Annotated in this window: 17 protein-coding genes; 11 read left to right on the top strand and 6 right to left on the bottom strand. The window is 61.1% G+C overall.

Features of this window, described 5'->3' with window-relative positions; genetic code table 11:
- Positions 1 to 148: 148 nt before the first annotated feature.
- Complete coding sequence (locus ACHPFG_RS14720; protein ID WP_431703347.1) at positions 149 to 3,670, top strand: membrane-targeted effector domain-containing toxin; 3,522 nt, start codon at positions 149 to 151, stop codon at positions 3,668 to 3,670.
- Positions 3,671 to 3,721: 51 nt separating this feature from the next.
- Here the strand turns inward: ACHPFG_RS14720 and ACHPFG_RS14715 are convergent, their stop codons facing one another.
- The 5 genes from ACHPFG_RS14715 to ACHPFG_RS14695 are packed head-to-tail and all read right to left on the bottom strand — an operon-like array spanning position 3,722 to position 8,134.
- Positions 3,722 to 4,489 carry an ABC transporter permease gene (locus tag ACHPFG_RS14715; RefSeq protein WP_431703345.1) on the bottom strand — a complete coding sequence of 256 codons (768 nt, stop codon included), beginning with the start codon at positions 4,487 to 4,489 and terminating at the stop codon, positions 3,722 to 3,724.
- The gene (locus ACHPFG_RS14710; protein WP_339542579.1) at positions 4,486 to 5,685 is read right to left on the bottom strand and encodes an ABC transporter substrate-binding protein; all 1,200 of its coding nucleotides are present in this window, start codon (positions 5,683 to 5,685) and stop codon (positions 4,486 to 4,488) included. Before ACHPFG_RS14710 ends, ACHPFG_RS14715 begins: the two co-directional genes overlap by 4 nt.
- Positions 5,672 to 6,475 carry an ABC transporter ATP-binding protein gene (locus tag ACHPFG_RS14705; protein ID WP_431703342.1) on the bottom strand — a complete coding sequence of 268 codons (804 nt, stop codon included), beginning with the start codon at positions 6,473 to 6,475 and terminating at the stop codon, positions 5,672 to 5,674. The genes ACHPFG_RS14710 and ACHPFG_RS14705 overlap by 14 nt, the downstream gene beginning before the upstream one ends.
- Positions 6,472 to 7,533, bottom strand: coding sequence for an acyl-CoA dehydrogenase family protein (locus tag ACHPFG_RS14700; RefSeq protein WP_339542581.1), 1,062 nt, complete (start codon positions 7,531 to 7,533; stop codon positions 6,472 to 6,474). The genes ACHPFG_RS14705 and ACHPFG_RS14700 overlap by 4 nt, the downstream gene beginning before the upstream one ends.
- 40 nt (positions 7,534 to 7,573) lie before the next feature.
- Positions 7,574 to 8,134 (bottom strand): carboxymuconolactone decarboxylase family protein, encoded by a 561-nt coding sequence (locus ACHPFG_RS14695; RefSeq protein WP_431703340.1) that lies wholly within the window; start codon positions 8,132 to 8,134, stop codon positions 7,574 to 7,576.
- Positions 8,135 to 8,235: 101 nt separating this feature from the next.
- On the opposite strand from ACHPFG_RS14695, the gene ACHPFG_RS14690 reads away from it, so the two are divergent.
- Positions 8,236 to 9,141, top strand: coding sequence for an AraC family transcriptional regulator (locus ACHPFG_RS14690; RefSeq protein WP_431703338.1), 906 nt, complete (start codon positions 8,236 to 8,238; stop codon positions 9,139 to 9,141).
- Here ACHPFG_RS14690 and ACHPFG_RS14685 read toward each other — a convergent pair.
- The gene (locus ACHPFG_RS14685; RefSeq protein WP_339542584.1) at positions 9,138 to 10,049 is read right to left on the bottom strand and encodes a LysR family transcriptional regulator; all 912 of its coding nucleotides are present in this window, start codon (positions 10,047 to 10,049) and stop codon (positions 9,138 to 9,140) included. The two genes, ACHPFG_RS14690 and ACHPFG_RS14685, sit on opposite strands and share 4 nt — an antisense overlap.
- A 118-nt stretch (positions 10,050 to 10,167) precedes the next feature.
- On the opposite strand from ACHPFG_RS14685, the gene ACHPFG_RS14680 reads away from it, so the two are divergent.
- The 9 genes from ACHPFG_RS14680 to glgA all read left to right on the top strand — a co-directional run bounded on the left by ACHPFG_RS14680 (position 10,168) and on the right by glgA (position 20,699).
- Positions 10,168 to 11,163, top strand: a complete 996-nt coding sequence (locus tag ACHPFG_RS14680) for an aldo/keto reductase (RefSeq protein WP_431703335.1) — start codon at positions 10,168 to 10,170, stop codon at positions 11,161 to 11,163.
- 166 nt (positions 11,164 to 11,329) lie between these two features.
- Positions 11,330 to 12,934 (top strand): M91 family zinc metallopeptidase, encoded by a 1,605-nt coding sequence (locus ACHPFG_RS14675; RefSeq protein WP_431703333.1) that lies wholly within the window; start codon positions 11,330 to 11,332, stop codon positions 12,932 to 12,934.
- A gap of 169 nt (positions 12,935 to 13,103) precedes the next feature.
- Positions 13,104 to 15,098, top strand: coding sequence for a methyl-accepting chemotaxis protein (locus tag ACHPFG_RS14670; protein ID WP_131696159.1), 1,995 nt, complete (start codon positions 13,104 to 13,106; stop codon positions 15,096 to 15,098).
- 90 nt (positions 15,099 to 15,188) lie between these two features.
- Positions 15,189 to 15,647 carry an SRPBCC family protein gene (locus tag ACHPFG_RS14665; protein WP_431703331.1) on the top strand — a complete coding sequence of 153 codons (459 nt, stop codon included), beginning with the start codon at positions 15,189 to 15,191 and terminating at the stop codon, positions 15,645 to 15,647.
- An 81-nt stretch (positions 15,648 to 15,728) separates the two neighbouring features.
- Positions 15,729 to 16,175: a DUF411 domain-containing protein gene (locus tag ACHPFG_RS14660; protein ID WP_145337757.1), complete on the top strand. Its 447-nt coding sequence runs from the start codon at positions 15,729 to 15,731 to the stop codon at positions 16,173 to 16,175.
- Between the two features lie 3 nt (positions 16,176 to 16,178).
- Complete coding sequence (locus tag ACHPFG_RS14655; protein WP_431703328.1) at positions 16,179 to 16,622, top strand: YqaA family protein; 444 nt, start codon at positions 16,179 to 16,181, stop codon at positions 16,620 to 16,622.
- A gap of 44 nt (positions 16,623 to 16,666) precedes the next feature.
- Positions 16,667 to 17,668: an alpha/beta fold hydrolase gene (locus tag ACHPFG_RS14650; RefSeq protein ID WP_431703326.1), complete on the top strand. Its 1,002-nt coding sequence runs from the start codon at positions 16,667 to 16,669 to the stop codon at positions 17,666 to 17,668.
- A gap of 25 nt (positions 17,669 to 17,693) precedes the next feature.
- Complete coding sequence (locus ACHPFG_RS14645) at positions 17,694 to 18,647, top strand: D-2-hydroxyacid dehydrogenase family protein (protein ID WP_431703324.1); 954 nt, start codon at positions 17,694 to 17,696, stop codon at positions 18,645 to 18,647.
- Between the two features lie 495 nt (positions 18,648 to 19,142).
- Positions 19,143 to 20,699: a glycogen synthase GlgA gene (gene glgA / locus ACHPFG_RS14640; protein WP_431703322.1), complete on the top strand. Its 1,557-nt coding sequence runs from the start codon at positions 19,143 to 19,145 to the stop codon at positions 20,697 to 20,699.
- Positions 20,700 to 20,703 lie beyond the last annotated feature (4 nt).

Genomic DNA, 20,703 nt, shown 5'->3' with positions numbered 1-20,703 from the left:
GCGAGCATTTACACCCTACCTTACACACTGCATGCCTTCGAGAAGGAACCCCGGCGGGTGTTTTCCGCACCCAAAAGGGGCGTCTGGGGAACAGGGAACCTCCTAATAACAGGCGCCTTTGTTGATACGTCAAAAAAGGTACCCACCCATGCAGACTCCCTCTTCCGTATCCATCCAACCGCCTCACTCTTTTCTGCCCTCCCCCCAAAATGATAGCCAAAGCCAGCCAGCGCCCGACCAGTCGTCCACCGTCCCACAACCCGCCACGCCCCTGCATTTAAACCGCCACAAGCGTGTTGCCAATGCCGGTTTGGAGCAGGCGCAGGCAGACAAGCACAACCTGCGGACCCTGGGGCAAACACTCAACGAAACCGCCAAACGCCTGGGCGCGGACGCAACGCCCCAGGCCATCCTGGGCGCGCTGAAAACGACGACCATCGATATTCATCCCGAGTCCTCCTCGTCCGAAGCCGGTGCCACCGTCACGCTTGAGGCTTACATCAGGTCCTCCGGCTTGAGCGTACCCACCAGCCACTTTGCCCTGACCGCCCTGGCGGACGCGGTGCTCAACAGAGCCCAGGAACACCCTCTGGGCAACTTTGGCGGCGCGCTGTCCTGGCCACTACCGTTGGGGGCCGATGGGCAACGTTCGCTGGTGGACGCCGCCCGGCGCTATGCGACCCAGCATTCGAACCCACCACGGATGGGGGTAAGCCCGAGTGTGCTGGAGTACTTGAACAGCAACCAGCCACTTTCCGCCGAGGCCATGAAAGATCCGGCCAAGGCGCTGGAAACGCTCCTTGGCACGCCCCGCGCGCAAGCGTTGGGCAAATTCTTGCAGACTCAGTTGAACGGTATTGCCACCGACTCCAGCGTGAACGACTACCTGTTGGCCACCATGCATCTGCTGCTGGATCCGTCATCCATTGCCGAGACCCAGCCGAACAAGGTTGCCGGCTTCGATCTGGCACAGCGAGATCACTGGGGCAAACCCGCTTCAGCGCTGTTGGGCAACCTCAGCGCGCATTTGGATAACGAAGGCCACACCACGCCTGGAATGGCCAAGGTCGGCGCTTACCTGTTACTGGCGAGGAAAGCCCCCGAACTGCTGATCAAAGACATCCCTGCCAGCGTGACCTATGGAAGTCCAGCCTGGGTCAGCCTGTCCATCGCAGCGGCAACGATAGAAGCCCAGACACCGGGTAAAGTACCCAATATGACCTTTGCCCAAGTCATGCTGGAAGCCGAAAATGCCGGCCTGCAAGACCTGGACGTGACCCAGCAGGCACAGACCGCCGCGCTGCGGACCTGGGGCGTCGTCAACGGCGTGCTCTCTGAAGATGAAGCCGCTCGGTACAACACCAGCGACATTGAAAAGGTCAGAGGCGCCTTCAACCTGCAGGCCGATGCGCGGGTAAATGCCAGCGACCAGATCGAAGCCAAAATCCCCAGTCGCAGGGAAATCGCCCTGGCCAAGCTGAAAGAAAGGTTTGGCGAGAACGTGCCTTTTGAAGAGAAACTCCTGACCGTAAAGAGCACCACACAGCCCTACGTCCAACCGCTCTATGACCCCAATCGGGCGCCCGCCGGCCCACACTCGTTGCTGGATATCGCGATGAGCGGGCTGCATCAGTATGAGTGGGAATCCACAGACGATCGGATCATCGATGCCACACGAGGCAAGTCCCTGCAATTCGACGTAAACCAAGTGTTCGACGCAGAACTCACCCAGGCCATGAGCACTCGGAAAAAAGGCATCGCCACGGCCGTCAAGCAAATGATCAGTCAGCTTCCGCTCAAAGACCGGGAGAATCTGGAATATGGGAAACTTGAGTTCTATCAAAACCATACCTACACCCTGGGTATGGGTTTTACCGACCGAACCCTGACGGAAAAAAATCACAGGTTATTGATCAAGTCCACGGGGGTGAATAGCCAAACGGTTTATGAAGTGGATTTAAAGCAAGGCACTGTTAAACCCGTTCCCGACACCGTATTGACCCAAGAGCGCGAGCGCAACGCCAACCGGGTCTACCCCATAGAAGCGCTCCCCCCCAAAGGTATGGCTGAAACGGTGTTTGAACAAAGCCAGAAAGCCCAAAACCCACTGCCCGTTCCCAACAGCTTCTACAGTACCCGGACGCAGGCCCTCACCGACGTGTTTATCCAACACTTGGATATCGATAACGAAGATGTGATCAAGGAGGCCAAGGGCGCGACCACCTTCGACCGGCAAATGGAGACCCAGTCGAAACTCGCCAATTTCTTCCTTGACCTGATTCCGTTCAAATCGGCGATCCAGAACTTTGTCGAGGGCAACTACCTGGATGGCGCCATCGACCTGGGCATGGATATCTTCGGTTTTGTCACTGCCGGTGTGGGCACGGCAGCGAAAGTGGCCAAAGTCGGCGCCAAGGCGGTCAGCGCGACGACCAAGGCCCTCAAGATCGCCAGAATCCTCGGCACCACCCTTATCGGCGAACTCAATCCTGTCAGTGGGGTGGGCAATCTCATCGAGGGCAGCGTCAAGATGATCGGCAAGGGCGTGGACAAGATCAAGGCCACCAGTGGCACGTTAATCCAGGCTGTCAGCCGCGAGCATGGGCCCATCACACGCGGCACGTTCAAGGTCGCGGACCAGACCTATGAGGCAGACACGATCCTCTCTAATGGACAACGGTATGCCTACGACTCGGCCAAGATGAAACCCTACGGGACGCCCCTGAACGATTTCAACCCGCTTGACACACTGTCACCCAGGTCGCCATTGACGCACTCACCCAGGCAGCGTCATGGGCAGCGATTCAACCCCATTGACAGCAGCGGCCGGTCGCTACGTGTTCGAAAACCATTGCCCGAGGGCGACTATGTCGAAAGCATGCGGGGGAAACTGGAGGCGGACCATTTCAAACCGGATACCAAGCTGGCAACGATGAACAAATTCAAACAGGAAATGGACGATTACTACGATGCGCTGAAGCATTCGGGGCTTCCGGCACGCCCAACCCTGCCACCGATGCCTAAAGAGGTGTCTGTACCCGAGCTGATTGAAGAGGCCTATAAAGCCTCGGACGGCGTGGTGTTTGGGGAAAGCCATAAACAGATGGCGAGTTTCCGGACAATTTTCGAAAACGTCGAAACGTTAAAAACCCAAGGCGTCAAAAAATTCTATTTCGAAGGCTTGATCGATATGCCCCACGGGCTTGTGGATGACGGCATTGGCATCATCGGGCAAACCAAAACCCCTCGCACTAACCCGACCTTTGAAGAGCTGAAAAAAAAGCTCAGTGACAACGGCATAGAAGTCTTGCCGCTCGACCACTATTACCTCACTCGACATAAGGACCTTCACGACGCGCGCGTGCCAACCACTACAGGCGCCGGCTCTGAAAAACGACTCAGAGAGTTCAACTACTATGCCGCAGAAACCATCCAGGCAAATTCCGGCACTGAAAAATGGGCGGCGTTGGTGGGGCATTCACACATGAATACCTCCGAAGGCGTCCCCGGCCTGGCTGAGTTGACTGGTGGCATCGGCGTTGGTGTCTACACCCATCCAAAATACTCAGCCCCTACGGGCATGAGGCTGAGGAACCATGCGACAGACCCTGCCAAACCGGTAAATGCTGGAGGCGTTCCGGGGGATCTACAGATATACCGGACGCAGTAGGTTTCCCCCACGCGAAAACCATAGCCCAGGGCCAGACCTCGGGCTATGGTTTCACTGGCTACCCCCATGCACCCACCGCTGATGCAACCCGCGTGCGAACGCATCCAGGGCAAAGCCCAGCAGCCCGATCAGCAACACCATCGCCATCAGCTCCGAATAGGCCAGGCGATCACGCGTATCGAGGATGTAATAGCCAAGCCCCGCACTGACCCCGAGCATTTCGCACGGCACCAGCACGATCCACAGGATCCCGATGGCCAGCCGCACGCCGGTCAGCACGTGGCCCACCACCCCTGGGATGATCACTCGACGCAAGGTTTCCCAGCGCGTGGCGCTCAGGCTGCTGCTCAACTGCAGCCAGCGTGGGTCGAGCTGACGCACGCCAGCCGCGGTGTTGAGCATGATCGGCCACACCGCAGCAAACGCCAGCAGGAAGTAGATCGGTTGGTCCCCTACCCCCATCAGCATCACCACGATGGGCATCCAGGACAGCGGTGAGATCATCCGCAGAAACTGGAAGGCCGGCGTGGTCGCCGCTTCCAGGTTGCGCGAACTGCCCACCAGCAGTCCCAGTGGCACCCCTACCAGCAAGGCCAGGAACAGCCCGACGAAAATGCGCTTGAGGCTCACGGCGATATGCAGATACAGCTCACCGCGCCCCAGCAATTCCCACAGACTGCTGAAGGTGGCCGCCAGCGAAAAGCGCGCCGACAGACCACCTGCATCCCCCCACACCTTCACCCCCAGCCACCACAGCAGCAACAAACCGCCCAGGCCACTCAACCCGAGCAACCACCCCGGGACTCTGCGGTTATTCAAACGCCAATCTCCTCGGTCCGCTCAAAACCGTCGGGCAAGCCGAAGGTGCCCATGCCGCCCACCGCTTCGATGGCGTTACGCACGAAGCGGTCATCCACCAGATCCTTGGCGACAAAGGCCGGGTCCAGGTCGGCGAGGAATTTCTTGTCCCCCTCGATCAGCGTGTCTTTCAAGCGTCGCACCAACTCCTCGGTGTAGCTAGGGAATGGATAGGGCTGGAAGTCGATGCGGTGCTCGTCCCAGTTGGCGTGCTGGATCGCGCCATCGGCCAGGTAAGCAGCGCGGTCGGCAGCGGCCGGCGCCAGGACTTTGCTCAACACCGGCTCGGCATGTGGGGTGTAGCGGTTCGGGCCGTCCTTGGACAGCAGTTTCACCGCCTCTGCGCGGTTGTCGCGGGTCCACACCTGGGCCTTGACGATCGCATTCACGACTTTCTGCGACCACTCCGGGCGATTGTTCAGGTCGTGTTCGTGCATGAACACCACGCAGCACGCGTGATTGCGCCACACGTCGCCGGTAAACCGCTGCACACGCCCGACCTTGAGGTTCTCCGCCAGGGCGTTGAACGGCTCGGCGACGATATAGCCGTCGATGCGCTTGCTGGCCAGGGCCGGCGGCATGTCCGAAGGCGGCAGCACGATCAGGTTGACTTCGTTGGCGCCAATCGCACTGCCGGCGGCACGCGCCACCGGGGTCAGACCGTTGTCGCGGAACAGTTGCTGCACCACCACGTTATGGATCGAATACCAGAACGGGATCGCCACCGACTTGCCGCCCAGTTGCTTCACCTCGGTAATGCCCGGTGCCACGGTGAGCCCCGAGCCGCCCACATGGTTCCACGCCACCACCTTGGCCGGTACCTGGCTGCCATAGCGTGCCCACACGGTCATCGGCGACAGCAGGTGAATCACGTTGACTTGCCCCGAGATAAACGCCTCGATCACCTGCGCCCAGCTGCGCAGCAACACCGGGCGCTCGGCCTTGATGCCTTCGGCTTCGAACAGGCCGTTGTTATGCGCCACCAGCAAGGGCGTCGCGTCGGTGATCGGCAGGTAGCCGATGCGCACCGGGGCATCCGGCTCGCTGGCGGCGCGGGCATGCAGGCTGCTCAGCAGCGGCAAGGCGCCGGCGGCACTGAGTACTGCGGAAAGTTTGAGAAAGTCACGGCGCGAGTGGGTCAGGTCATCCAGGCACATGGCTGGGCTCCGGCAGGTCAAGGGATTGGGGTTGAGGGCGGCTCGCCTGCCGTAGGGTTTTAAGAATCTCGATGCGCAGCGCACCGATGGCTTCCACCTGTTCTTCGCGCGGTTGCGGCAGGTCGATGCGCCATTCGCCCAGCGTCCGCGCCGGGCGGTTGCCCAGCAGCAGGATGCGGTCGGACAACAACAGCGCTTCGTCGATGTCATGGGTGATCAACACCGCCGCCGAACCCTGCTCACGGTTGACCTTGAGCAACAGGTGCTGCATATCGGCACGGGTCACTTCATCCAGCGCACCGAAGGGCTCATCCAGCAACAGCACCTGGGGCTGGCGTGCCAGGCAACGGGCCAACGCGGTGCGCTGGGCCATGCCGCCGGACAGCTGCGACGGAAATTGCTGGCGGGCGTGCTCCAGGCCAACCGCCGCGATGGCGTGGTCGACACGCTGGCGGCGCTCATCAGTGCTCAGGTGCGGCTGGCGGGCGAAATCCAGGCCGAACGCAACGTTCTTTTCCAGGCTCAACCAGGGCAACAGACTCGGGTCCTGGAACGCCACGGCCACACGCGGGTGGGGTCCGCTCAACGGCTCGCCCAACACCTGCACCTTGCCCTCCTGGGGCGTCTGCAAACCGGCGAGCACACGCAACAGGCTGGACTTGCCGACCCCGCTGGGACCCAGGATCGACACCACTTCACCGCGCTGCAATTGCAGGTCGAAGCCTTGCAACACCGAACCGCTGGCGTACCCCAGGCAAATCCCCTGGGCGCTCAATACCACCCGGCTCACAGGTTGGCCTGGCGCTGCAACTCGGTGCGCAATTGCACCAGGCTGGGCGTAACGATCGGCACAAACGCCGACTCACGCCAGCGCCGCGCAAACCCACCGCCATGGGCCGTGAGGTAGGCCTTGCCACCGCTGGCCTGCAATTCCAGCTGCACGGCGCTGGCGGCGGTTTCGGCCAGGCCGATGCGCACCTTGAACAACGCCACCGGCTCAGCGGCGAAGCGCCCGGTGAGCAGGCCAGTCTGCAGCTCGGTCACCAGGTGATCCAAGGTCCCGCGCAGCCCTTCTAGCTCTTCGCGCAACACGGTGCGTGCAGCGCCCAAATGGTTGGCGACTTCCGCCAGCGAACGACGGGCCAGGCCGATCGACATACCGCACTGCAAACCGAGGAACGCCGGGCGCACGGCCGGCAGGAACTTGCGTGCATCCTCATGCAGCAGCCAGTCGCGACTCAGCTCGACGCCTTCGAGGCCCAGCGCTGCGGTGTTGCTCGATTGCAGGCCGAGCAGTTCCAGGTCGCCGGAACGTTGCAGGCCCGCCACCGAATCCGGAATAGCCAGGATAAACGGCGCGCCGCCGCCGGCATGCTCGATCGCCGCCGCTGCCACAAAGCCGCTCTTGCGCAGGTTGGTCACCCAGTGCAGGCGACCGTTGAGGGTCCAGCCGTGACCGTTCGGCTCGGCGCTGATCTGTAGTGTCTCGATGCCCGACAGAAACTTCATTGCATTCGACAAACCGGTGGCCCCCGCCAGCCTGCCGCTGAGCAGGTCCGGCAGCAGTTGCTCGCGCAGCCGCGCATTCGGGCTCTGCAGCAAATACTCGATAAACGAGCGCTGGCCCCAGCACACAAACGCCGCCGCCAACGAATGGCTGGCGACATTGGCGATAGCCTCGACTGCCCCGGCCACATCGCCGCCCAGGCCACCGAAGGCTTTTGGCACACCAATACGCAATATGTTGGCCTCTGCCAGCCGTGGCAGCACTTCCTGGGGATCGCAACTGCCCACATCCAGGGCCTGCGCTTGAACATCGAGCCAACGGCTCAAGATTGGGTCAAGCATTCATGTTTCTCCTTGTCAAAGCAGCGGGACCATCAGCCATTCAGCTGGCCGGTTTTTCCCAACGGTATTGCGCCAGCTCCGGGTTCAGCGGGGTACGGGCAAACACGTTAGCGAAGTTGCACAGGGTTGCCAGGCTCACGCCCAAAATAACTTCCAGGGCCTGGCCTTCGGTGAAACCGGCGGCGCGGAACGCCTCGAAACCGGCATCGCTGACATCGCCACGGGTGGCAATGACTTCCCGGGTGAAGGCGGCGAGTGTCTCATAACGGGCGTTGGGCAATTCGCCGCGCTGGCGCAGGGCGTCGATGACGTCTTCCGGCAGCTTGGCCTTGTTGCGCGCCACGGCAGTGTGGCCGGCGACGCAGAAATCGCAGCCGTGGGTGGTGGCGGCAATCAACTGCACCACTTCGCGATCGGCCAGGCTCAGCTCGGCCTTGGCGTTCAGGCCCGACACGGTGATGTAGGTTTCCAGCGCCGCCGGGGCATTGGCCAACACGGCCAGCAGGTTGGGGATGAAACCCGAAGCTTTCAGCGCATTTTCCAGCAACGGCTTGGCGGCGAGTGGCGCGGTTTGTGGGGTGAGCAGCGGTACACGGGACATGGAGCGGTCTCCTGAAGGTTCGTGTACCCAGTCTGTTGGTTATAAGAAATCGTCTCAATAGGCTAAAGTAGCGATTACTTGCTCTTGAGTCTTTCCATTAGATGAATTCTTCCAGTGCACTTGTCGATTGGTTATTAGACAGCCTCGAACTCACTACCAGCCTGTTCCATGTGGGGCGCTATTGCGGCGATTGGCACGCCAGCACCCACGGCCTGGCGCGAGCGAGTTTCCACCTGATCGTGCAGGGTGAGTGCTGGCTGCATATCGCCGGCGAACCCACGCCCATAGCGTTGAAAAACGGCGACGCGGTGTTCCTGCTTCGTGACCTTGAGTACCGGTTGTCCGGGGAAGCCACGGCGGCCGGCGCGCAGGAATGTCCGCGGCGCCCGATGCTGCCCCTGGACACCAGCGCCAGCGACGGCGTGGGGCTGGTGTGCGGGTTCTTTCACTTCCAGTCGGGCTTGTCGGCGATGATCGTCGATACCCTGCCCGCGTGGATCGTCCTGCGGGCAGGCGACCCATCGCTGACGGCCGCACGCAACCTGTTCGAGCTGATCCTGCAAGAGTGCAAACGCACCCCGGCGCCTTCTGGCGCCTTGCTGGAGCGCCTGTGCCACCTGCTGTTTCTGTATGTACTGCGCCAGCAAGTGCTGGATAACAACGAACTCGGTGGCCTCGCCGCACTGGGCCGCCAGCCGGCGTTCGCGAACCTGCTGGAACACCTGATCGCCCGCCCGGCGGATGCCTGGACCCTGGAAAACATGGCGGCCTGCACCGGCTTGTCACGCTCGGCGTTTTTCAAGCGTTTCACTGAATTGTGCGGGCGGTCGCCCGGCCAGGTGCTGCTGATGATGCGCATGCGTCACGCCTGCCAATTGTTCAAGCAAGACCAGACGGTAGCGGAGGTCGCAGTGGCGGTGGGTTATCAGTCCGTGGCGGCATTTACCCGAGCCTTCCACAAAGTGACCGGGCAGCAACCCGGCGCTTATCGCAAGGCCCAGGCCTAGCGTTGCAAACCGGTGCCTGGCTGGCTGCACAGCTCAACCAGCCAATCCACAAACACCCTCACCCGCTGCGACAACTGGCGATGCGGCGGATACAGCGCCGTCAGTGCCATTTTCGGCACCGGCAATTGCGCCAGCACGGGCACCAGGCTGCCCTGGGCCAGTTGCCGCATCGCGTGATAGTGCGGCGCCTGAATCAGGCCGTAGCCGGCTTCGCACGCGGCGAAATAGCCGTCGGAGCTGTTGACCGCCACGCGCTTGGGCAAATGGATCGGGTGCACGGCGTTGTCGACCAGAAACTCCAGGCCGAACCGCTTGCCACTGGCCGTGGAGACATACTCGACCATCTGGTGATTGGCCAAGTCCTCAAGGGACGCGGGTACGCCCATGCGTTCCAGATACCCGGGGCTCGCCAAGGTCAACTGATCCATCATTGCCAAAGGCCTGGCCACCAGCGACTCATCCAGGGCCAGGCCGCCACGCAGCACACAATCCACACCTTCGCGGATCAGGTCCACCGGGCGGTCGTTCAGGCCTATGTCCAATTCGATCTGCGGATAGCGCGCGGTGAACGCCGGCAACGCGGGAATCACAATCAAGCGCCCGATGCCCGAAGGCATGTCCACACTCAAGGTGCCGCGCGGGTTCTGGCGGCGAGTGGAGAACACCGCCTCGGTTTCTTCCAAATCGGTGAGCAACTGTACGCAGCGCTGGTAATACGCAGCGCCATCCAGGGTCGGGCTCACCTGGCGCGTGGTGCGTTGCAGCAACTGCACGCCCAGGTGCGCTTCCAATTGCTTGATCAGGATAGTCACCGAAGCGCGCGGCAGTTGCAGGCTGTCGGCGGCCTTGGCAAACCCGCCCAGTTCAACAATTCGGGTAAATACGCGCATCGCGTTGAAACGGTCCACGGGCGACTCCTTACGCGGATTATTTAGATATTACGAATAGTGATAGTGCTTTTAGCCGGTTTATCCCAATTTTGTCGAGAGTAACAATGGAGCCCTTCCCCACTCAGGAGCTGAACCCATGCACACTCGTCCACTCGGAAAAAACGGCCCACGGGTCTCTGCCATCGGCCTCGGCTGCATGGGCATGACCGACTTCTACACCCCCGGCACCGACACCACGGAGGCCACCGCCACCCTGCATCGCGCCTTGGAGTTGGGCGTCAACTTTCTCGATACCGCCGATATGTACGGCCCCCATACCAATGAGCAACTGATCGGCAAAGCCATTGCCGGTAAACGTGACCAGGTGTTCCTGGCGAGCAAGTTCGGCATCGTGCGTGACCCAACCAACCCGGCGTTGCGTGGGGTAAACGGGCGCCCCGAGTACATTCGCGATGCCATCAACGGCACCTTGCAGCGCCTGGGGGTGGACACCCTGGATCTCTACTACCAGCACCGTATCGACCCACAGGTGGCCATCGAAGAAACCGTCGGTGCCATGGCCGAACTGGTGCAGCAAGGCAAGGTGCGTTACCTGGGGCTGAGCGAGGCATCCGCCGCCACGCTGGAACGCGCCCATAACGTGCACCCGATCAGCGCCCTGCAGAGCGAATATTCCCTGTGGAGCCGCGACCAGGAAAGCAACGGCTGCCTCACGGCCTGCCAACGCCTGGGGATTGCGTTTGTGCCTTACAGCCCACTGGGCCGAGGATTCCTGACCGGCGCCCTGAAAAGCCCGGATGACTTCGATGCCGATGACTACCGCCGCACCAACCCGCGCTTCCAGGGCGAAAATTTCGCGAAGAACCTGGCGTTGGTGAAGCAGGTTCAAACCCTCGCAGCAGACAAAGGCGTAACCGCCGGGCAACTGGCATTGGCGTGGGTATTGGCACAAGGCGACTTCATCATTCCGATCCCCGGCACCAAGCAACGCAAGTACCTGGAGGAGAACGTCGCGGCCGTATCGCTCGACCTCAGCTCGACCGAGCGGGCGGCACTCGATGCGATCTTTCCCGCAGAGGCAACCGCCGGCCTGCGCTATCCCGCAGACGTGATGGCCATGCTGGATATCTGACGGCCAAGCTCACAGGGGGCACCTGGATTGCGGTGCCCCAACGACGAAACCTGGTGCACTAAATCTGCCCCGAGCGCCTGGAACGTTTGCGGTCGGAACTCCACGTAATAGCAACCCTGATGCGAAGTCAGGCTTCTATTACGCGTCGACCCAAAAGGACATGCCCATGTTATCTGCGCTTGCGCACTCCTTGACCTCCCAACTAAACGCCCAGCTACCCAAGCCTCTCGACAAGACAGACGCCTCGCCCTACACACCCCCGACCGACCTGACGCCAGGCATCATTAACCGCAGGGCGCACCTGCTGTTCGCCGAAGGTGACATCAAAATCAGCAGGATCGTCGACTGGGACCCAAGTGACCCCGCAAAACCGCAGATCCTGAATAATTATCTGCAAGTGGAAACCGGTGATCGCGCTGACCATCTGCATGTGCGCAGTTGGCCGGGCGACAAGCTGCAAATACTGATCAACGGCAAGCCCCACGTGATTGATATGAAGGAAGAAAGAGACCGCAATCAAGAACTGTGGATCGACACCACTGGCGGTGACGACACAGTCATCATCGACGATGACGTCAAGCTTCGTGTGACCGTTGAAGGCGGTGATGGCCATGACTTCATACAGGCGGGAGGTGGCCGCAGCAGGCTCTACGGCGGGCTTGGCAACGATACCTTGCGCCTGGGCAGCGGCCTCGGTTATGCCGAGGGCAACGACGGCAACGACACGCTTATCGGTGGCAGCGGCAATACTGTCATGTACGGTAATAAAGGCAGTGACTTGCTTCTCGCGGGCTTTGGCCCTACTCATAAACAGAGTTATCTGGACGGCGGGGATGACGGCGACGTGCTGGTCTCAGGCAGCGGACATACCGTTGCACATGGCGGCAATCAGAATGACGTGTTGATCGGCAACCACTTCGGTCGCACCACGTTTTACACCGGCAAAGGCAATAACGAGATCTGGAATAACCAGCGGCACGACCGTATTTACGCCAGTGCCAATGATCGGTTTGACCGTACGACAGGCTCTGCCTTTACCGAGGTGAAACCGAGTAATGTCGGCGAGCAGGGATTTACGGTAGAAGGAGCAACACGTGCCTCGGAGGAGCAGCAGCAGGCATTCAGACAACGCGTTGCCGACGATTTCGAATTTCTGCGCAGCTCACCTATCGGCCAACAGGCCCTCACCAAAATGGATGAACTCGCAGTGACGAATGGTGGGAAGGTCACTGTTCGGCAAGAGGGTAATGCCAATACTTCCTACCTGTTTGACGCCTCGCAAGAGCATGAAGAATCATATGTTGAAGAAGCAAGCTCGACAGCGGATGACGTGCCAGAAGACACTGGGGTTCCCGCGAGTTACTTCATCGAGAATGGCGTTGCAGGTGATGCGCGGGCTGATCTCGCCACGATCACTTATGACCCTGCGGCCACCAGGGAGCGCGCTGACGGTAAACACACGTGGGTTCCCGTAACCCAACTCTTCCATGAGATTGGCCACGCGTACAACGGCGCTACCGGAACCTTCCTGGATGGTGTAACCACCGAGCATCTGCACCCGGGCAAAGATTTGCAGGTCAACAATTTTGAGCGCCAAGTTGTTGGTTTACCTAACGACGCCGACCCCTTCGACTTCGATAACGACCCCTCGACAGCACCGGGCACAATCAATCCGAAACCGTTCACCGAGAACGCCTTGAGCGAAGAGATGGGCAAGCCATTGAGGCGTTTTGTCACTCTTGAGACCAGCGAACAAGGCGACGGTACCTAGTAGAACGCTTATAGATCAGCCTATATAGCGAGGAAAGCCGTCAACCTCGCTGTATAGCCGTTCTTGAACTTCGCACCAGGATACCTAAAGCTCTTCCTCGCCAAGCCGATAGCCCTACGAAGCTCCAAAAAGCCGCGTCGATAATAAACGCTTCGTAAGGACGACCCCCATGCCCCCACTGCGCTCCATCCAAGCTCGCTATACCCTGTTTCTGGTGCTGTTCGTCCTGGTGCTATTCGTGTTGACCGTCGTCGGTATCGGCCAGTTGGTCGCCCCCACGCTGCGCCATACCGAAGAACAGGTGGTGCTCAACCGCATCAGTGAGGTGGCCGAACAGATCCAGGGCGAACTGAACAAGGTTCAGTCCCAGCAACGCACCATCACCCAAACCATCCCGCTGCTCGACAGCGACGCCATCGACAAGGTCCTGCCCGGCCTGGTCGACCAATATGGTGAGCTGAAGGTCTTCGGTGGTGGTATCTGGCCGCTGCCCAACCAGCGCACGCCGGGGCGCAATAAACACAGCACCTTCTGGCACCGTGATGCGGCGGGCAAGCTGGCAGTGAACACGTTCTGGAACAGCGACCCCGCCCCCAACTATTACGACCAGAGCTGGTACAAGGGCGGCCTCGCTTCGCCACGCGGACAATGTGCCTGGGCCGCGGCCTACAAGGACGACGCCAGCCAGGAGCCACGCACCAACTGCGCCATGGCGATCCAGCGCGACGGCGCGGCGTACGGCGTGGCCACCATCGACGTGACCCTCGGCTTCTTCAACGAACTGGTTGCGAGCAAGGAAAAGGACATCGGCGGGCAGATGCTGATCGTCGAAGGCGACGGCAAGATCATCAGCAACAGCACACGCCTGAGCAGCCCCGTGGTCCTGAAGAACATCAGTGAATTGACCGGCACCTCAGCCTTTGCCACCCAGGTCAGCAAAGCCCTCGCCCATCGCGACCAGGCCTTGCAGCGCAGCGAGTTCGACAACCAGGGCGTGGCCAGCACCTTCTACATGCGCCCCATCGAAGGCACACCGTGGTTCCTCGCCACCGCCCTGCCCACCTCGCTGATCACCGCCCAGCGCGATGACGTGCTCGGCAGCCTGGCCCTGCTGCAGATTCCCATGGTGTTGCTGCTGGTGCTGCTGGCGGTGTATGCGATCCGCCAACTGGTGCAGCGCATGAAAACCCTGAAGACCAATATCGACGCGCTGTCCACCGGCGATGCCGACCTGACGCGGCGCATCACCATCCGCGCCGAAGACGAACTGGGCGCCATCGGCCATTCGGTGAACCGCTTTATCGTCTACTTGCAAGACATGATCGGCGAAGTGACCCAGGCCACCGGGGCCATGTCATCGGGCCTTGAGCAATTGCAGCACACCTCGGCGCACACCAACAGCATCCTGGTGCGCCACGCCTCGGAGACCGACCAGACCGTCACCGCGATCACCGAAATGAGCTCCACCGCCGACACCGTGGCGCAAAACGCAGCGGAAACCGCCTCGTTCACCCAACGCGCCAACGAACATGCTGACCGCTCCCGCGTGGTGGTGGGTGAAGCGTCCACCAGTGTCAGCGCGCTGATCGGCGAAGTCGCCAGTGCCACCCACACCGTCGAGAACATGCGCCAGGACGCCGCGCGCATCACCGAAACCCTCGGCGTGATCGGCGCGATTGCCGGCCAGACCAACCTGCTGGCCCTCAACGCCGCGATTGAAGCCGCGCGGGCTGGCGAGCAAGGCCGTGGTTTTGCGGTAGTGGCAGACGAAGTCCGCGCACTGGCGGCGCGTACCCAGGCCAGCACCTCGCAGATCAATGAGATGCTCGCGCGCCTGACCACCGGTGTGAGTTCGTCGGTAGCGGCCATGGAAAACACCCAGGCCAGTTGCCAGTCGGCGGCGGATGCCACGGCGCGGGTAAACAGCGGCCTCGACGAGATGGCCGGTTCGGTCAGCCATATCAATAACCTCAGCACCCAGATCGCCACCGCTGCCGAGCAGCAAAGTGCGGTGACCGAAGAGATCAACCGCAGCATGGTGCATATCCGACATATGGTCGAAGAGCTGGTGCAAAGCGGGCATGCCACGGAAACCAATACGCAAAGCCTGCTGGACGCCAATGGCCGGGTGATTGCATTGATGAGCCGTTTCAAGGTGCGCTGATAAATGGCTGAAACACTCCCGTGCAATGTGCGGGAGTGGGACTATTCTGACAGTTCCAAGTGTTCAGCCCCGCCACACAGGAGGTGTGCCATGCGCGCTGCCGAGCAGTCGGTCCGATTGGAGCGGATCAGTCAGGAACGTTTTATCCAGGCCCCTATCGATGCCGTTTACGACTATGTGACCCAACCGGATCGCTGGCACGAATGGCACCCCACTTCCCTCGGTGCCGACACCGGCACCACCGGCCCACTCCACGCCGGTGCACGCTTTACCGAAATGATCGACTTGCTGGGCGTACGCGTGCCCATGAGCTACCGCGTGCAGATCGCCCGGCGTCCCGACGAGTTCAAGACGGTGTTCACCTCACTGGCGGTCGACGGCTCGATTCACTACTTTTTGCAGGCCTTTCGCGACGGCACCCTGTTCAAGCGCGTGCTGACCTATGAAACCGAATTGCAGTTGGCCAGCCTCCATGAACGGATGAACGAGCTGTCGGCGATTGCACTGGACCGTCTCAAGCAGCGGATGGAAAACGCGCACTCTGTATAATTTTGAAACATTACCGCGACGCCCTCTGCGAAAAAGCAGGGAGAATGCCCCGCCTACTGCCCGGTATTGGACGAGACCTCGATGAAAACCCCCTTGCGATTGGCCCTGCTTTCAGCGCTGCTCACCACCACCTTGGCCCAGGCCGCCGACCTGATCCCCATCGATGTGCACCGCGACGCCAATTGCGGCTGCTGCAAAAAGTGGATCAGCCATCTGGAAAGCAACGGCTTCAAGGTCAACGACCATGTCGAAGCCGACATGAGCGCCGTCAAGCGACGCCTCGGCGTGGCCCCGCGCCTGGGCTCGTGCCATACCGCCGTGATCGACGGCAAGTTCGTCGAAGGCCATGTGCCCGCCGAGCAGGTATTGGCCTTGCGCAAGCGCGACGACCTGCTGGGAATCGCCGCACCGGGCATGCCCATGGGTTCGCCCGGCATGGAAATGGAGGGTCATGCCGAGGCGTATCAAGTCATCGGCCTGACCCGCGACGGTCAGGATGTGGTGGTGGCGGACTACCCGGCGCACTGATCGGTGCCGGTGGGTTACCTGGGGCTGTTTCTCGCCGCATTCGGCGCGGCGACGTTACTGCCGCTGCAATCGGAGGCGGTGCTGGTCGGCCTGTTGATCAGCGGGGATTACAGCCTGTGGTTACTGCTGGGGATTGCCACCTTGGGCAATGTCCTCGGCTCGCTGGTCAATTGGTGGCTGGGACGCTGGGTGGAGCACTTCAAGCAGCGCCGCTGGTTTCCGGTCAGCGACAAGCAGTTGGAAAAAGCCCGCCACCATTACCAACGCTGGGGGCACTGGACGCTGCTGCTCAGTTGGGTGCCTGTCATAGGCGACCCGCTGACGTTGGTGGCCGGGGTGATGCGTGAGCCGTTGTGGCGGTTCCTGCTGCTGGTGACCCTGGCCAAGGGCCTGCGATACGCGGTACTCGCCGCTATCACCTTGCAGTGGGTGTTAATCCCCCGTTAATCCCCCGCAAACAGCATCCGAGCACCCTACTCGGAGCCCCGCCCATGCCTCTATCCCGTGCTTTTTGCATCGCCGGCCTGCTGACGGCCAGCATCGCCCCGGCGTTCGCCGCCAGCTATGGCCCTGAGCTGCAAGGCTTCCAATACCCCTATCCCCTCGAACATTTCCAATTCCAATCCCAAGGTAAATCCCTGCAAATGGGCTACATGGACGTGCCGGCCAAGGGGCAACCCAACGGTCGCAGCGTAGTGCTGATGCATGGCAAGAACTTTTGCGGCGCCACCTGGGAAAGCACGATCAAGGCCTTGAGCGACGCCGGTTACCGGGTAATTGCACCGGACCAGATCGGCTTCTGCAGTTCCAGCAAGCCCGACCACTACCAGTACAGCTTCCAGCAGTTGGCCCTCAACACCCACCAACTGCTGGAAAAACTCGGCATTCAGAAGGCCACGCTGCTCGGCCATTCCACCGGCGGCATGCTCGCCACCCGTTACGCGCTGATGTACCCCGAGCAGACCGAACAGCTCGGGCTGGTCAATCCTATTGGCCTGGAAGACTGGAAAGCCTTGGGCGTGCCCTCGCTCAGCGTCGACCAATGGTATGCGCGGGAGCAAAAAGTCAGCGCCGAGGGGATTCGCAAGTACCAGCTCAACACCTATTACGTCGGGCGCTGGAAGCCTGAGTACGAGCGTTGGGTAGACATGTATGCGGGCCTGAGCAATGGCCCCGGGCACACGCTGGTCGCATGGAACTCGGCGTTGATTTACGACATGATCTTCACCCAGCCGGTGTACTACGAGTTCAAGAACCTGCAGATGCCCACCCTGTTGCTCATCGGTACCGCCGACACCACCGCCATCGGCAAAGACATTGCGCCGCCGGCGGTCAAGGCCAGGATCGGCAACTACGCGGTATTGGGCAAGCACGTGGCCAAACTGATTCCCCACGCCACACTGGTGGAGTTCCCAGGCCTGGGCCATGCACCGCAGATGGAAGAGCCCGCGAAGTTTCACCAGGCGCTGTTGCAGGGGTTGAACGCCCTTTAATCCAACTTTTTCGAGGCACGCGTGCATGTCGGTACAGATCGCAGTCATTGATGATTGGCAGAATGTGGCCAGTGGCGTGGTGGACTGGTCGGTGCTGGAGGCCGTGGGGCAGGTGCATTTCCTGCACGACTACCCGGCAGATACCGTCACGATGATTGAGCGTTTGAAGGGGTTCGCGGTTATTTGCGTCATGCGTGAACGCTCGACCTTCGACAGAGCCCTGCTGCAGGGTCTGCCCAACCTCAAGTTGCTGGTCACCGGCGGCATGCGCAATGCCGCCATCGACATTGCCGCCGCCAAGGCCCTGGGCATCCAGGTGTGCGGCACCGACAGCTATAAGCAAGCGGCGCCGGAGCTGACCTGGGCGCTGATCATGGCGTCTACGCGCAATCTGCTGGCCGAAGCCAGCTCACTGCGCGCGGGTGGCTGGCAGGTGGGCCTGGGAGGCGACCTGTACGGCAAGACCCTGGGCATTCTCGGGCTGGGCAGCATTGGCCAGAAGGTCGCGCAGTTCGCCCAGGTATTCGGTATGCGGGTGCTGGCCTGGAGCGAAAACCTCACGCCGGAGCGCGCGGCGCAAGCCGGGGTGACCTGGGTCAGCAAGCGCGAGCTGTTTGAGCAGGCCGACATTCTCACGATTCATTTGGTGCTCAGCGACCGCAGCCGTGGCCTGGTCGACGCCGAGGCATTGAGCTGGATGAAACCGACGGCCCGGTTGGTGAATACCGCGCGCGGGCCGATTGTGGATGAGCAGGCGCTGGTGCAGGCATTGACCGCTGGTCGCCTGGCAGGCGCGGCACTGGATGTGTACGCCGAAGAGCCGCTGCCGGTCGATCACCCGTTCCGCCACTTGCCCAACGTACTCGCCACGCCGCATGTGGGCTATGTAAGCGAGCAGAACTACCGGCAGTTCTATCAGCAGATGATTGAAGACATCCAGGCCTGGACCAAGGGCGCGCCCATTCGCGTGCTCGGCTGACGCACCATTACAGGGCGGCCGCGCTACTGTGGAGAGGGAGCTTGCTCCCGTTGGGGCGCGAAGCGGCCCTGAAATCCAGGGAGCGCTTCGCATTCCAGCGGGAGCAAGCTCCCTCGCCACAGGCCCCCCCGCCCCCCACAAAAATCTCGTCGCGTACAACTTCGCATATCGTTACAAGTTTTTTGTCCTACAAAATTCCCACATAAACCCTACAGGCTCTGGGATCTGTCCTAGACTGATGACCGATGGGTCCGTTCCAAAACAAAAACCCCGCAAAAAATCGAAACTTTCGAACTCTGCCGTAGGTCCAGTTTTAAGGTAAGGCGAGCGCATACGGTTTACAGCCCGATGCCCGTCTATCCAATCTATTTAAGCCGACCGTGCAACTGGCATAAGCCTTGCCAGTTTGTATAGCGCTTGTGCGCCTGGCCGCAGGATGCGGTCTTCGGAGCTAGTGGCAGCGGGCCATTAGCCAACCAACATTGGGAGAGAACTATGATCAGTGCCGCTGTAGATACTCAGGGAGAGCGTTTTAGTAAGGCGGCAGAGGGGCCAACGTCACTGGCCGACCTGCCCAACACTGCGCGGCCGATCGTGAGTAATAATCCCAATCGAAAGAAGGTATTGTTCGTCACCTCCGAGTTCGCCGACCTGGTGAAAACCGGTGGCCTGGGCGACGTGTCCGCGGCTCTGCCGCGCGCCATGGCTCATTTGCACGATGTTCGCGTCCTGATCCCCGGTTATCCGCAGGTGATTGAAAGCGACAACCCGATCCATATCATCGGTGAGCTGGGTGGCCACGCCGCGTTGCCGCCGTGCAAGATCGGGCGCATGGACCTCAAGGACGGCCTGGTCATCTATGTGCTGATCTGCCCCGAGCTCTACGAGCGCGAAGGCACGCCGTACGGCGCCAACAACGGTCGCGACTGGCCGGACAACCATATTCGCTTCGCCCGCCTGGGCCTGGCCGCTGCCGACATGGCCGCCAACCTCGCCCAGATCCACTGGTGCCCGGACCTGGTGCACGCCCACGACTGGCCCGCCGGCCTGGCGCCCGCCTATATGCACTGGCGTGGGTCACGCACACCGACCCTGTTCACCATTCATAACCTCGCCTATCAGGGCGTGGTCAGCCTGGCCTCTACACCGGAGCTGGGCATTCCGCCGCACGCCCTGCAGCAGGAAGGCATGGAGTTCTACGGCAAGATGTCGTTCCTCAAGGCGGGCATGGCGTATTCCAGCCACATCACCACCGTGAGCGCGACCTACGCCCAGGAAATCACCACGCCGGAATTCGGCTGTGGTCTCGACGGTTTCCTCGCCGCCAAGACCCAGCAGGGCCTGCTCAGTGGCATCCCCAACGGCATCGATGAAAGCTGGGAAACCTCCACCGACACGCACCTGACCCATAACTTCAATATCGGTGACTGGGAAGGCAAAGCCGTCAACGCCGACCACGTTCGCGAACTGTTCGGCCTGCATGCTTCCACCGGCCCGCTGTTCGCGGTGGTCTCGCGCCTGGTTTATCAAAAGGGCCTGGACCTCACCGAAGCAGTAGCAAGCTTTATCGTCGAAAACGGCGGCCAGATCGCCATTATCGGGCGCGGCGAGCCGGAAGAAGAACAGGCTATGCGTGAACTGGCGCTGCGCTTCCCGGGCCAGGTCGGTGTACGCATCGGCTTCAACGAGACCGATGCGCGGCGCATGTTCGCCGGCAGTGACTTCCTGCTGATGCCTTCGCGCTACGAGCCCTGCGGCCTGAGCCAGATGTATGCCCAGCGCTTCGGCTCGCTGCCGGTGGCACGTAATACCGGCGGGCTGGCGGACACCATCGAGAATGGCGTCACCGGCTTCCTGTTCAATGAGTCCACCGTAGAAAGCTACGAAGAAGCCCTGAGCCGCGCGTTCCGGGTATTCGCCAATAAAGGCCTGCTCAACGCCATGCGCAGCCGCGCCATGACCCAACCCTTCAACTGGTGCCAGGCGGTGGAACCGTACGCCGAGCTGTATGAACAACTGGTGGCCAAGGCCTTGGGGAAATCGACTAAATAATCAA

Origin of the sequence: Pseudomonas sp. BR20 (genome assembly GCF_050780135.1) — a bacterium.
GTDB lineage: Bacteria > Pseudomonadota > Gammaproteobacteria > Pseudomonadales > Pseudomonadaceae > Aquipseudomonas.
The sequence above is the reverse complement of the archived record's forward strand: the minus strand, read 5'-3'. Positions and strand labels throughout refer to the sequence as shown.

Excerpts from the sequence above, each read along its gene's own strand:
- ACHPFG_RS14720 (WP_431703347.1), top strand. The coding sequence starts at position 149 with ATGCAGACTCCCTCTTCCGTATCCATCCAACCGCCTCACTCTTTTCTG.
- ACHPFG_RS14710 (WP_339542579.1), bottom strand. The coding sequence starts at position 5,685 with ATGTGCCTGGATGACCTGACCCACTCGCGCCGTGACTTTCTCAAACTT.
- ACHPFG_RS14700 (WP_339542581.1), bottom strand. The coding sequence starts at position 7,533 with ATGCTTGACCCAATCTTGAGCCGTTGGCTCGATGTTCAAGCGCAGGCC.
- ACHPFG_RS14695 (WP_431703340.1), bottom strand. The coding sequence starts at position 8,134 with ATGTCCCGTGTACCGCTGCTCACCCCACAAACCGCGCCACTCGCCGCC.
- ACHPFG_RS14690 (WP_431703338.1), top strand. The coding sequence starts at position 8,236 with ATGAATTCTTCCAGTGCACTTGTCGATTGGTTATTAGACAGCCTCGAA.
- ACHPFG_RS14680 (WP_431703335.1), top strand. The coding sequence starts at position 10,168 with ATGCACACTCGTCCACTCGGAAAAAACGGCCCACGGGTCTCTGCCATC.
- ACHPFG_RS14675 (WP_431703333.1), top strand. The coding sequence starts at position 11,330 with ATGTTATCTGCGCTTGCGCACTCCTTGACCTCCCAACTAAACGCCCAG.
- ACHPFG_RS14670 (WP_131696159.1), top strand. The coding sequence starts at position 13,104 with ATGCCCCCACTGCGCTCCATCCAAGCTCGCTATACCCTGTTTCTGGTG.
- ACHPFG_RS14665 (WP_431703331.1), top strand. The coding sequence starts at position 15,189 with ATGCGCGCTGCCGAGCAGTCGGTCCGATTGGAGCGGATCAGTCAGGAA.
- ACHPFG_RS14660 (WP_145337757.1), top strand. The coding sequence starts at position 15,729 with ATGAAAACCCCCTTGCGATTGGCCCTGCTTTCAGCGCTGCTCACCACC.
- ACHPFG_RS14650 (WP_431703326.1), top strand. The coding sequence starts at position 16,667 with ATGCCTCTATCCCGTGCTTTTTGCATCGCCGGCCTGCTGACGGCCAGC.
- ACHPFG_RS14645 (WP_431703324.1), top strand. The coding sequence starts at position 17,694 with ATGTCGGTACAGATCGCAGTCATTGATGATTGGCAGAATGTGGCCAGT.
- glgA (WP_431703322.1), top strand. The coding sequence starts at position 19,143 with ATGATCAGTGCCGCTGTAGATACTCAGGGAGAGCGTTTTAGTAAGGCG.